The organism is Sorangium sp. KYC3313 (assembly GCF_052075895.1).
Classification (GTDB): Bacteria; Myxococcota_A; Polyangia; order Polyangiales; family Polyangiaceae; genus Sorangium; species Sorangium cellulosum_B.
On record NZ_CP197255.1, the window covers coordinates 11,795,286 to 11,807,849 of the forward strand.

A 12,564-nucleotide genomic window follows, 5' to 3' on the forward strand; every position below is an offset into this window, starting at 1 on the left:
CAAGGGATGGGAAGAGCGGTTTCGAGGGGGCGCGCGGGCGGGCGGGGGGAGGAGGCGGGGGATTTGCTGGGGGTGTCTACGCGGCCTGGCCGGGACGCTGGGGTCTGGCCGCGGGGGCGGGAGGGCGGCTCTGCTTATCGCTTCGGATTGGCGCGCATCTGCTTCGAGATCTGCTTCCAGCGCCGCTTCTCCTCGATCCTCGCGCGCACGTCCTGCTGCCCGGCGAGGTGGCGTCGCTCGGCAGCCAGCTTGAGGTAGCCGCCGAGACGCTCGGGATCGAGGTCGCCGTTCTTGATGGCGCGGAGCACGGCGCAACCGGGCTCGCCGTCGTGCGCGCAGTCCCGGAAGCGGCAGGCCGCGGCGTGGGCCTCGACGTCGTCGAAGCCGGCCGGGGCGCTGCCGCCCGCGGACCAGAGGCCGAGCTCCCGTATGCCCGGCGTGTCGATGAGGAGACCACCGCCAGGGATCAGGAACAGCTCCCGGTGAGCCGTCGTGTGACGGCCGCGCTCGTCCGACGCCCGGATCGCGCCCTCGAGCTGGACCTCCGCGCCGAGCAGGCGATTGCTGAGCGCGGACTTCCCCACGCCGGACGAGCCGACGAGGGCGATGGTCTCCCCTGCCCCGATCTCGGCGCGGAGCGCGTCGAGGCCGGCGCCGGAGAGCGCGCTGACGAGCGCGATCGGCGCGGCAGGGGCAACGTCCCGCGCCGCGTCGATGTACCGCGCCGGATCCGGGCAGACATCGGCCTTGTTGAGCACGAGGACCGGACGAGCACCGCTGTCGAGGACGGCATCGATGTAGCGCTCGAGGCGGCGCAGGTTGAAGTCGGCGTTCAGCGACGTGACGATGAACACCTTGTCGATGTTGGCCGCGAGCACCTGGGCCTCCACCGTGGGCCCAGCGGCCTTGCGGCGCAGGCACGTGCTCCGCGCGAACGTGTGCACGATGTACGAAGGCCCGGCGCCGTCGCCAGGCCTGAGCCCCACCCAGTCACCGACGGTGGGGAGCGCCGCGCGATCCGCGGCCTCGTGCGCGAGGCGACCGCTGACCACCGCGAGGCGCGGGCCATCCGCGGTCTGAACGTGGTGCCTGGACGCAGAGGCGAGGACGACGCGCGCAGGCTGCACGGCATCCTTGAGACAGGCGAGCTGGCTCGCGAAGAAGGGAGTCCATCCAAGCCCGACCAGATCAGGCTGCGTTTCGTGCTGCGAAGACGGATCAACGAGAGAATCGAGGTGAGTTTGCATGACGGACGAGCGCTCCATGGCGTTCGGCCGCGCCCGAGCTCGGCGCGCGGCGATCGACGGACAGGGCGCGGCGGCGCACAAGCGCGCACGCGCCGGCCATTCCACGCGCGGGGCCGCCGCGGAGCGGAGCTCGTCGATCGATCAGGACGTCACGCCGGAAGGCACGCCCGGCCAGGGCAGATCCCTGCGAGGGGCACGCGCTCAGGGCACACACGCGCCCCTCAGGGCACGCGGGCGACGTCGCGGAGACGTGGAGACGAGCTCAGCCGGCCGCGGCGGAAACGACGGCGGCGGCGCAATGGGTGTGCGATGTGTTGGCACTCATGACCTGACCTCCGCGTTCGGCTCACGTCACCACGACGCGACAGCACCCAGAATCCTATGGCCCCGCGCCGACGTCAAGCGCTCTCGGCTCGGCCCGGCCGTATGGACAGCGAGCACAGCGCGCGCGTGCCGAGCGCGCTTCATGCCACGAGCGCGCGGAGCCCGCTCCGGGGGTTGACGGCCGCGGAGGTTGCGAGGAGCGCCTCGCCGCACTAGGGTCCTCCGCTCCATGCCCACACACTTCGAGCTCGTCTCCGAATTCAAGCCGTGCGGTGACCAGCCTCGCGCGCTCCAGGAGATCTGCTCCGCTTTCGAGCAGGGCGAGGCCTTCCAGGTCCTCCTCGGCGTCACGGGCAGCGGCAAGACGTTCACCGCCGCCAAGGTGATCGAAAAGCTGCAAAAGCCGACCCTCATCATGGCGCCGAACAAGACGCTGGCGGCCCAGCTCTACGGCGAGATGCGGGAGCTCTTCCCCAACAACGCCGTCCACTACTTCGTCAGCTACTACGACTACTACCAGCCCGAAGCCTACGTCCCGACGAGCGACACGTACATCGAGAAGGACGCGATCATCAACGACGCGATCGACCGCATGCGCCACGCGGCGACGCACGCGCTGCTCTCGCGGCCGGACGTGATCATCGTCGCCTCCGTGAGCTGCATCTATGGCATCGGCTCGGCCGAGAGCTACCACGGGCTCCTGATCAAGCTCGAGCGCGGCACCGAGATCCGCCGCGACGAGCTCCTGCGGCGGCTCGTCGACATCCAGTACACGCGGAACGACGTCGATTTCCACCGCGGGACGTTCCGCGTCCGCGGCGATGTCGTCGAGATCTTCCCGGCCTACGAGGAGGCGCTCGCGATCCGGGTCGAGTTCTTCGGCGACGAGATCGAGGCCATCAAGGAGGTCGACCCGGTCCGCGGCAAGGTGGTGGGCCAGCTCGATCGCTACGCGGTCTTCCCCGGCTCCCACTACGTCACCGAGCAGCAGCAGCTCAGGCTCGCGATCCACGCGATCCGCGAGGAGCTGCGCGAGCGCATCGACTTCTACGACAGGGCCGTGCGCTTCCTGGAGAAGCAGCGTATCGAGCAGCGCACGATGTACGATCTCGAGATGCTGGAGCAGATGGGGTTCTGCAACGGCATCGAGAACTACTCGCGCCACCTCTCGGGCCGGAAGGCCGGCGAGCCCCCGCCGACGCTGATCGACTATTTCCCGAAGGACTTCCTCCTCATCATCGACGAGTCGCACCAGACCGTCCCGCAGGTCGGGGCGATGTTCCGGGGCGACCGGGCGCGGAAGGAGACGCTCGTCGAGTACGGGTTCCGGCTCCCCAGCGCGCTCGACAACCGGCCGCTCAAGTTCGAGGAGTTCGAGCAACACTACGCGCAGGTCCTCTTCGTGAGCGCGACGCCCGGCGACTACGAGCTGCAGAAGTCGGCCGGCTCGGTCGTGGAGCAGATCATCCGGCCGACCGGGCTCATCGATCCGCAGATCCACATCCGCCCGGTGTCCGGTCAGGTCGACGACCTGCTCGCGCGCATCCGGGAGCGGGTCGGCCGCGGCGATCGCGTGCTCGTCACGACGCTGACCAAGCGGATGGCCGAGGATCTGACCGAGTACTACACGGAGCTCGGCATCCGGGTCCGCTACCTCCACTCGGACGTCGACACGCTCCAGCGCGTGGAGATCCTGCGCGATCTCCGGCGCGGCGAGTTCGACGTGCTGGTCGGCATCAACCTGCTGCGCGAGGGGCTCGATCTGCCCGAGGTGTCGCTGGTCGCCATCCTCGACGCCGACAAGGAGGGCTTCCTCCGGAGCCCTCGCTCGCTCATCCAGACGATCGGCCGCGCCGCCCGCAACGTGAACGGCGAGGTCGTGATGTACGCCGATCGCATCACCGAAGCGATGAAGCGCGCCATGGACGAGACGAACCGGCGGCGCGCGATCCAGGAGGCGTACAACAAGGAGCACGGCATCACGCCGGCCACGGTGAAGAAGGCGATCCTGGACCTGTCGCCCACCTCGGGCACGCGCGACTACTACGCCGTCCCGAAGGGCCCGGCGAAGCCCGCGGCCGAGGCGGCGCGCGCCGAGATGGATCTGGTCGACCAGATCGACGCGCTCCGGCAGGAGATGTTCGCGGCGGCGGAGAATCTCGAGTTCGAGAAGGCGGCGCGGCTGCGCGATCAGCTCCGGCAGCTCAAGGCACAGCAGGGGGACGGGGACGCCGGCACGGCGCGCGAGGCGGCCGAGGAGAAGCCGGCGCGGGCCGGGCGGCCGGCGAGCCGGCGCGGCGCGGGCGGCAAGGGGGGCGGGCGGCCGGCGGCGGGCGGCAAGGGGGGCGGGCGGGCGGCGGCGGGGCGAGGGGGCGGGCGCTACCGATAGCGACGGAGCCCGCGGGGGAGGAGGCTGCGCGCGCGGGGGGGTGGTGGGCCCTCCCACGAACTCGGGCCTTTTGGGTGGCTGGTGCCGGCTGGACGGGTGGGGGAGACCGCGCGGATGTGGCTGCGCTGCGGGCCGGCCCTCGGGTTCGTGGGGCCCGCCCACCACCCCCCCGCACGCGCAGCCTCCTCCCCCGCGGGCTCTTTGTGGGGGGATGGGGGATGGGGGGATGGGGGGATGGGGGGGACGGGAGGCTGCAGGCGCGCAGGCGCGGCGGGCCATGCGGAGAAGGAGGTCGCTGGGGCTTGGAGCGCGAAGGGGGGAGAGGTGGGGCGGCAAACGCTCTTCCGGGGAAGCATCGTTTTGCTTCGTGCAGGGAGCTATCGGCGTCGACCCTGCCGCGCGGCGCTGTTAAGGGGGCTCCGGCATGGCAGTCTCGCCCGATCCGATACTCGTCACCGTCACCGGCAAGGACCACCCTGGCATCACCGCTCGGCTCACGGGCATCCTCAGCGATATCGGCGCCACGCTGCTCGATATCGAGCAGGTGGTGGTCCACGGAAACCTGAACCTCGCGCTCCTCGCGCTCTTCCCCGAGACACGCAGCGGACTCAAGGAGCTGCTGTTCGCCGCGAAAGAGCTCGGCGTGACGCTCGACTTCAAGCCGCTCGACGGCGGCGCGCCGCGGCGCGCGCCCGGGAGCCGCTACGTGGTGACAGCCATCGGCCGCGAGCTCGGCGCGAAGCCGCTGCACGACGTGGCCTCCACACTCGCAGCCCACGGCGCGAACATCGAGAAGATCGCGCGGCTGTCGGTCGAACGCCTCTCGTCGGTGGAGATCCAGGTGCTGCTCCAGCGCGAAGAGGAGGCCGACGCCCTCAAGCAGGCCCTCCTCGCGCTCGCGACGCAGAACAGCTTCGATCTCGCGCTGCAACGCGAGGGCCTCTTCCGCCGGAGCAAGCGGCTCGTCGTGATGGACATGGACTCGACGCTCATCCGGATCGAGGTGATCGACGAGCTGGCGCGCGCCAAGGGCGTCGCGGAGCAGGTGGCGAAGATCACCGAGCGCGCGATGCAAGGGGAGATGGATTATGACGAGTCGCTCCGCCAGCGGCTCTCGCTGCTCCGCGGCCTCGACGTCGGCGTGCTGCGGAAGCTCGCCGCAGAGCTCCCCATCACCGAGGGCGCAGAGACGCTCATCCGGGTGCTGAAGCGGCTCGGCTACCGGACGGCGGTGATCTCCGGCGGCTTCTCGATCGCAGCGGAGGCGCTGAAAGCGCGGCTCGGGATCGACTACGCCTACTCGAACGCGCTCGAGGTCGTGAACGGACAGCTGACCGGCCGGGTCACAGGGCCGATCGTCAACGCGCAACGCAAGGCCGAGCTGCTCGAGACCATCGCCCAGGCAGAAGGCGTGTTGCTCGATCAAACCATCGCCGTGGGCGACGGCGCCAACGACCTCCTGATGCTGCAAAGGGCCGGCCTCGGCGTCGCGTTCCGCGCAAAGCCCAAGCTGCGAGAGGCCGCCGACACGTCCCTCTCCGCAAGCGGCCTCGACGCCATCCTCTTCCTGCTCGGCATCACCGAACGCGAGCTCCTCGAGGTGGCGTGAGCCGCGCGACACGGCCCGTCCGCCCAGCAGCGGAGTCCCACGGGACGCAGCGCCGCGCTTGACAGCGGCGCGCTGACCAGACCCCCGCGGCCGTCCGGCGCGGCGCCTCGCTCGCCTGGCCAGGCGACGGTGTGGGAGGGGCTGCGCCGGGCTCGGCGCTCGGCCCTGCGCGGCGTTCGGCTCGCCAGCGGGCCGCCGTGCTATCCACCGGGGCCATGCGGCGGAGCGGGTTCACACGGCAGGCGCGCTCCGTCGCCTGGAGCGGAGGTGATGCGTGAAGCGTCCGACGATCACGGACATCGCGTGGCGGGCGGGGGTATCCAAAGGAGCGGTGTCGTATGCGCTGAACGGCAGGCCCGGCGTGTCGGAGCCGACGCGCGAGCGGATCCTGGCCATCGCGGCGGAGCTGGGCTGGCAGCCGAGCAACGCGGCGCGGGCGCTCTCCGACGGCCGCGCCGGCGCCGTCGGCCTGGTCATCGATCGGCCCGCGCACATGCTCGGCATCGAGCCGTTCTTCATGCAGCTCATCTCCGGCATCGAGGCGGAGCTGTCCGAGAAGGCCGAGGCGCTGCTGCTCAAGGTCACGGAGGATCGCGTGGCCGAGGTGGAGACCTACCGCCGCTGGTGGGCCGAGCGGCGGGTCGACGGGGTGATCCTCGTCGACCTCTGCGACGACGATCCGCGCGTGAAGCTGATCGAGGAGCTGAAGCTCCCGGCGGTGGTGATCGGCGGGCCGGCGGGCAAGGGGCAGCTGCCCGCGGTGTGGAGCGACGACGCGAGCGCCATGCGGGCCGTCGTCGACTACCTGGCCGCGCTGGGCCACCGGTCGATCGCGCGGGTCGCCGGCCCGGCCGAGTTCGTGCACACCGCGGTCCGGACCAAGGCGTTCACCGCGGCCGCGCGCCAGCGGCGCCTGGATCGGGCGCAGACGGTCCACGCCGACTACACGGGCGAGGCAGGCGGCCAGGCGACACGGCGGCTGCTGGCCGAGGCCTCGCCGCCGACGGCCATCGTGTTCGACAACGACGTGATGGCCGTGGCAGCGCTCGCGGTCGCCCACGAGATGCGCGTCCCCGTGCCGGAGCGCCTCTCGATCGTGGCCTGGGACGACTCGGCGCTGTGCCAGCTCGTCCACCCCGCCCTGACCGCGGTGCGCCGCAACATCGCCGAGCACGGCTCCCGCGCCGCCGCGCTGCTCCTCCGCCTCGTCGCCGGAGAGCCGGTCACCGACGACGAGTGCAGCGCGCCGACGCTCGCGACGCGGGGCAGCACCGCCCCGCCCCCCCGCGCATGAGCCGGCCCGGCCCGAGCGAGGGCGCGGCCCCCCGCTCGGACGCGTAGACTGAACCGATTAAGTGATATAAACTGAACCGATTAAGTTTCCTGCCCGCCGCTCGCGCCTCGATCGCGCGGTCCGCGCCGCGAGCAGGGGGACGGACGGTGTTCGAGAGCGCCGCTCTGCATGACCAGGACGTGAGGACTATGCACCGCAATTTCGCCAAAGTCGCAGTTCGTCAACAGGCGGTCGCCTGGCTGGGGGCCAATTTCTGGTCGCGGCGCGGCGGCCCGCTCATGTGGCAGAGCTATGATCCGTTCGTCGTCCGCGAGGAGCTCCGGGTGCTCGCCGATCACGGCCTGACCATGACCCGGTCGTTCTTCTACTGGCCGCACTTCATGCCGGAGCCGGACCGGATCGACGAGGACTGCGTCGCGCGTTATGCCGATTTCCTCGAGGCGCACGTCGAGGCGGGCCTCACGACGATCCCGACCCTCCTCGTCGGCCACATGTCCGGCGAGAACTGGGACCCGGCCTGGCGGCGCGGGCGGGACCTCTACGGCGACGTGTGGATGGTGGCCCGGCAGGCCTGGTTCGCCGAGCAGATGGCGCGGCGCTTCGCGGGGCACCAGGCCGTGACGGGCTGGCTCGTCTCCAACGAGATGCCGATCTACGGCGAGCGCGAGCGCTCGATCCGCGAGAACGTCACGAGCTGGGCGAGCCTGGTCGTGCAGGCGCTGCGGGCCGGCGGGGCGAGCCAGCCGATCTCGATCGGCGACGGCGCGTGGGGCATCGAGGTCACGGGGAACGACAATGGGTTCTCCGTCCGCGATCTCGGCGCGCTCGTCGACTTCCTCGGCCCGCACGTGTACCGGATGGAGAACGACCTGACGCGCCAGCACTACGGCGCGGCGTTCGTCTGCGAGCTCACGGGCTTCCTCGGCAAGCCCGTCGTGCTGGAGGAGTTCGGCGTGTCGTCGGCCTTCGCGTCCGACGAGAGCGCCGCGCACTACTACCGGCAGGTCCTCCACAACACGCTGCTCGCCGGCGCCACCGGGTGGATCGGCTGGAACAACACCGATTTCGATCTCATCCACCAGGATCCCTACAGGCACCACCCCTTCGAGCTCCACTTCGGGCTGACGACCGTCGAGGGCCGCCCCAAGCCGCAGCTCGAGGAGATGGCCCGCTTCGCCAAGGTGCTCTCCGACATCGACGTCCTCGGCTGTGAGCGCGAGCCGGCCGAGGCGGCGATCATCGTCCCATCGTACCTGGAAGGCGCGTTCCCGTTCACGGAGGCCGAGGACCGCAGCTACCTGTTCACGATGCTGCGGCAGGCCTACATCGCGGCGAAGGAGGCGGACCTGCCGGTCGGGCTGACGCGGGAGCGGGACGGGATCGCCGAGGACTGCCGGCTTTACCTGCTGCCGTCGGCCAAGCAGCTGACCGCGCCCACATGGCACCTCCTGGAGCGGCTTTCGTCCGCCGGCGCGGTCGTCTACGCGTCGTACTGCCACGGCACGCACGGGTCGCAGCGCGGGCCGTGGTACGCGCACCTCAACGCGATGTTCGGCGTCGAGCACCAGCTGCGCTACGGGATGATCGATCCGATCGAGGACGATCGCGCGAAGCTCACCTTCGAATGCCAGTTCGGCACGATCGCGGCGGGCACGACGCTCACGTTCCCGGTCTCCGGCACCGAGCACAGCCGCGCTTACCTGCCCGTGCGCCCGAGGGGCGCGGAGGTCGTCGCGGTCGACCAGCGCGGCCGGCCGGCGCTGCTGCGGCGCAAGATCGGGAGCGGCAGCGTCGTGCTCTGCACGTATCCGATCGAGCACTTCGCCGCGGCGACCCCGCGGATCAACCCGGAGCCGACCTACACGATCTACGACGCGCTCGCCGAGCTCGCCGGCGTGAAGCGACCGGTGACGGTGGACGACCCGCGCGTCGCGGCCGACACGCTGCGCCACCGCGACGGCCGCCGCTTCGTGTTCCTTGTCAGCCAGGCGGATCAGCCGCTCTCGGTGAAGCCCGCCGCGGCCTCGGGGCACCTGACCGAGCTGGGCGGCAAGTCCCCGGTCCACGCCGTGGAGCTCGCGCCGTACGACGCGCGGATCCTCGAGCTGCGGCCGGGGCCGCGGTGAGCGCAGGCGTAGCTCCCCAGGGTGTTGGTGCGCGATTCCCCTCCTCGCGCACTCGCACCCACCACCACCGTATTCGCCAGCTTCAGTCCTGTCCCCCACCGCCTCCGGAAGCGTCGGCGTCGTGGCGATCGCGCGCTGCCATCGTCGCCTTCTCGTCCGGCTCCGCTTCCGGCGCGCTCGGCGCCGAGAACCGGAGCAGGAGCAGCCCGGCCAGCGAGACGACCATCCCCGCGAACGTCACGCTCCAGGGCAGGATCTCTCCTTCGAGGAGGCCTTGCGCCCATGACGGCTTGAAATAGAGGAGCGACACCGCGAGCCCGTTGTTCAGGGCGTGAAGCAGCGCTCCGGGCAGCACGGAGCCGGTGCGGTGGCGCGCGTAGCCGAGCGCCAGCCCGAGCGAGAAGGTCGGCAAGAGCCGGTACACCGACCCGTGCGCGAGCCCGAAGAGGAGCGCCGATACGCCGATCGCCACCGCGGGCCCGGCGCGGCGCAGGCCTGCATAGACGAGGCCGCGGAACAGGAGCTCCTCGCAGACGGCCGGCGTGACGGCGACGAGCAGCAGGACGACCGGGTACGGCTGCCCGCCGAGCAGCACGAGCTCGCCCAGCTCACGGGCGAAGGGCTCCGGCGCGGGGAACCACCGGAGGACAGTGCCGCCGATCGCGGCCCACGCCGCGACCCCGAGGAGCAGCGCCCCGGCGAGGCCCCGGACCGAGGCCGGCCTGAGGCCGAGCGTCGCCCGCGGCGAGTAGCCGAAGCCGGCGACCAGCGCGAGGGTCGGGACCAGGAAGAAGCCGACCTGCGAGACCGCGAGCTGGACCGCCACGCTGGTGCGGGCGATGAGCAGGCTGCCATAGAAGAAGAGCACCTGGACGCCCGCGAACGCCGCCAGCGAGAAGCCCGCCGAGGGCGCCCCGCCGGCCCGGCGCCCCAGGCCGAGCACGGCGCGCGCCGACTCGTGCCCCCCGAGGAGCACGCTCTCGCGCTCGAAGACGCGCGCGGCGAACAGGAGCGCGAGGCAGGCATAGAGCGCCGAGGAGACGAGCGCCGTGAAGAGGAGATCGGCCGGCGCCTCTCCGACGAACAGCGCCTTGATCAGCACCGCGATGTTGAGGACCGGGGCGTAGGCCGTCCACGGGTTGAGCTCGACCACCGGCAGGGCCGTGATGCCGGCGAGCAGCGAGAGCGGCAGGTACGCCGGCATGAGCGCGTTCTGACCGTCCTTGAAGTCCTTCGCGAACACGGCGAGCGCGAGGAACAGCGCCGAGAACAGGAGCGTGACCGGCACGAGGAGCACGAACGTCAGCGCGAAGGTGCCGGGGCCGACGACCATCGCGTCGGGCAGCAGCCGGCTCACCGTGAGCGACATGCTCACCACGTTGCCGAGCGCCGTGAGCAGCGAGATGACCCACACGGCCAGGAACTTGCCCGAGATGATCTCGATGGGCCGCACGGGCGCGCACAGCAGCGTCTGCATCGTGCCGCGCTCCTTCTCGCCCGCCGTCAGATCGATCGCCGGGAGGAAACTGCCGAGGAGCGACATCAGGATCAGCAGCATCGGCATCATCGCGCCGAGGATCTGGCCGACCTTGCGGCTGTCCGCCGCGACGTCGCGCGGCACGACGTCGAACGCGCGCGAGAACCCCTCGGGCAGGCCGCGCTCCGCCTCTCGATCCGCGACGATGGCCGTGCGGGCGCGCTGCAGCGCGCCCTCGAGGCGCGCCTCCGCCGTGGCCGAGTCGGCGCGGACCGAGTCGAAGTAGATCGCGACGGCGCCCTTCCCGCCACGCCCGAGCTCGGCCCCCATCGACGGCCACGGGACGAGCACCGCGTCGACCTTGCGCTCGCTCACCGCGGCGCGCGCCGCGGCGAGCACCGGGTTCTCCGGCTCGATCCACCTCGCCGGCTCGGCCTCGGCCTCGGGGGGCGCCGCCTCGCCGTCGCTCGGCGCGGGCTCTGGCCCCGCCGGCGGCGCGAGCGCCCCGGAGAGGAGCCCCTCGCGCACGTCGGGGGGCGCGCCGGCCCACGGCGCGAGCTCGATCTTGCCCGCCGCGGAGAGCCTCGCCTGCAGGCCCTCGGCGAGCTCCCCCCAGACCGCGATCCTGGACGGGCGCGCCTCGCGCGCGGCCGCCTCGAAGCCGACGAGCTTGCTCATCGCGAGCGCGAAGAGCGGATAGAGGAGGAGCGGGACCACGACGAGGCGCACGAGCGTGCGCCGATCCCGGAGCGACTCGACGAGCTCCTTGCGGAGGATCGTCCAGACGATGGCGAGCCTCACGGCGCCTCAGCCTCCTTGCGCGGGCGCGCCGGCGCGCTCGGGCGTGTCGCGCGCCGCGCTCGAGCGGCTCCGCTCCACGTGGTGGAGGAAGGCGTCGGTCAGGTTCGTGGTGCCGGACCGCTCGAGGAGCTCGGGCAGGGCGCCGGCGTCGATGACGCGCCCCTCGTGCATGAGGGCGATGCGGTCGCAGAGGTACTCGGCCTCGCTCATGATGTGCGTCGAGAAGAGGATCGCCCTGCCCGCGGCGCGCTCCCGCCGGATCGACGCGACGATGAAGCGGCCGCTGAGGATGTCGAGCGCGGTCGTCGGCTCGTCGAGGATGAGCACCTCCGGCTCGTGGAGGAACGCGCGCGCGATGTTGGCGCGCTGCTTCTGCCCCGTGGAGAGCGTGCCGCACGGCCGCGAGGCGAACGCGTGCATCTCCAGGTCGGCCACGAGCGCGTCGATCCGGCGCGAGAGCGCCGCCTCTTCCATGCCGTACAGCCGACCGAAGTAGCGGAGCACCTCGCGGGGCGTGAGCCGCTGGTAGAGCTGCGTGTCCCCGGAGAGGAAGCCGAGGCGCTGCTTCGCCTCGAGCGGCCTCGCGGCCAGGTCGACGCCGCCGACCAGGATCTGCCCCTGGTCCGGCGACAGGATGCCGGCGAGCATCCGCAAGGTCGTCGTCTTGCCCGCGCCGTTCGGCCCGAGCAGCCCGACGACCTCCCCGGCGTACACGGCGAGATCGACCCCGTCCACGGCCGTGACGCCGCCGTACCGCTTCACCAGACGCTCGGCGTACAGGGCGGGGCGCATGGAAGCGTCTCCTAGTTCGGCCCGCGGCGCGGCGCAAAGCGCCCGTCGGACGGACCGCACGCAGCGCATGCCGCGGCGCGCCGCCCCTCTGCTCGCGCCGCCCGATCGCCTCCGTCCAGGCGGCGTGGCGGCGCCGCCCCCTCGACGTCCGCCGCGGGTCCCCTAGAGTATGTTGAGATCTATGCCAACGAGCACGTCATCGATGCCCTACCGCGACCGTACGACGCCCGAGCCGGTCCAGTGCCCCTGCGGACACGGTCGCGATCATTACATGGTGAGCGCCGAGGCAGAGTACCGCGTCTTCGGGTACGTCCAGCTCGCGTTCGGGATCTCGGCCCGACCGACGAAGGTGAAGTACAGGTGCCGGCGCTGCGACACGGTCTTCGCGACGACGAAGGATCCCGCGGTGCTCGACAAGCATTACTGACGCCGAGGCCTCCAGCGCGATCTGGCACCTCCTCCTGCCGTGGTCGCCTCGCTCGGCGCGCCCTGTGGCATACTCGTC

Annotated in this window: 8 protein-coding genes; 5 read left to right on the forward strand and 3 right to left on the reverse strand. The window is 71.5% G+C overall.

What is annotated here, in order from left to right; translation table 11 throughout:
- Positions 1-134: 134 nt before the first annotated feature.
- Entirely contained in the window at positions 135-1,127 is a 993-nt protein-coding gene (gene rsgA / locus ACSRUE_RS44930) for a ribosome small subunit-dependent GTPase A (protein ID WP_441288930.1), read from the reverse strand.
- A gap of 673 nt (positions 1,128-1,800) precedes the next feature.
- Between rsgA and uvrB the strand changes: the two genes are divergently transcribed.
- From uvrB to ACSRUE_RS44950, 4 genes are all read left to right on the forward strand, one after another.
- Positions 1,801-3,960, forward strand: a complete 2,160-nt coding sequence (gene uvrB, locus ACSRUE_RS44935) for an excinuclease ABC subunit UvrB (RefSeq protein ID WP_441288931.1) — start codon at positions 1,801-1,803, stop codon at positions 3,958-3,960.
- A 424-nt stretch (positions 3,961-4,384) separates the two neighbouring features.
- Positions 4,385-5,569 carry a phosphoserine phosphatase SerB gene (gene serB, locus ACSRUE_RS44940; RefSeq protein WP_441288932.1) on the forward strand — a complete coding sequence of 395 codons (1,185 nt, stop codon included), beginning with the start codon at positions 4,385-4,387 and terminating at the stop codon, positions 5,567-5,569.
- A 274-nt stretch (positions 5,570-5,843) separates the two neighbouring features.
- Positions 5,844-6,863 (forward strand): LacI family DNA-binding transcriptional regulator, encoded by a 1,020-nt coding sequence (locus tag ACSRUE_RS44945; protein ID WP_441288933.1) that lies wholly within the window; start codon positions 5,844-5,846, stop codon positions 6,861-6,863.
- A 188-nt stretch (positions 6,864-7,051) separates the two neighbouring features.
- The gene (locus tag ACSRUE_RS44950) at positions 7,052-8,989 is read left to right on the forward strand and encodes a glycoside hydrolase 5 family protein (RefSeq protein WP_441288934.1); all 1,938 of its coding nucleotides are present in this window, start codon (positions 7,052-7,054) and stop codon (positions 8,987-8,989) included.
- 82 nt (positions 8,990-9,071) lie between these two features.
- Here ACSRUE_RS44950 and ACSRUE_RS44955 read toward each other — a convergent pair whose 3' ends face one another.
- Both ACSRUE_RS44955 and ACSRUE_RS44960 read right to left on the reverse strand, forming a co-directional pair.
- Positions 9,072-11,267, reverse strand: coding sequence for an ABC transporter permease subunit/CPBP intramembrane protease (locus ACSRUE_RS44955; RefSeq protein ID WP_441288935.1), 2,196 nt, complete (start codon positions 11,265-11,267; stop codon positions 9,072-9,074).
- A gap of 6 nt (positions 11,268-11,273) precedes the next feature.
- Entirely contained in the window at positions 11,274-12,059 is a 786-nt protein-coding gene (locus ACSRUE_RS44960) for an ABC transporter ATP-binding protein (protein ID WP_441288936.1), read from the reverse strand.
- Between the two features lie 202 nt (positions 12,060-12,261).
- Between ACSRUE_RS44960 and ACSRUE_RS44965 the strand changes: the two genes are divergently transcribed.
- On the forward strand, positions 12,262-12,486 hold the full coding sequence (locus ACSRUE_RS44965; RefSeq protein WP_441288937.1) for a hypothetical protein: 225 nt from the start codon (positions 12,262-12,264) through the stop codon (positions 12,484-12,486).
- Positions 12,487-12,564 lie beyond the last annotated feature (78 nt).

Bases quoted from the DNA above. Each gene is read 5' to 3' on its own strand.
- serB (WP_441288932.1), top strand. From the start codon at position 4,385: ATGGCAGTCTCGCCCGATCCGATACTCGTCACCGTCACCGGCAAGGAC.
- uvrB (WP_441288931.1), top strand. From the start codon at position 1,801: ATGCCCACACACTTCGAGCTCGTCTCCGAATTCAAGCCGTGCGGTGAC.
- ACSRUE_RS44965 (WP_441288937.1), top strand. From the start codon at position 12,262: ATGCCCTACCGCGACCGTACGACGCCCGAGCCGGTCCAGTGCCCCTGC.
- ACSRUE_RS44960 (WP_441288936.1), bottom strand. From the start codon at position 12,059: ATGCGCCCCGCCCTGTACGCCGAGCGTCTGGTGAAGCGGTACGGCGGC.
- ACSRUE_RS44950 (WP_441288934.1), top strand. From the start codon at position 7,052: ATGCACCGCAATTTCGCCAAAGTCGCAGTTCGTCAACAGGCGGTCGCC.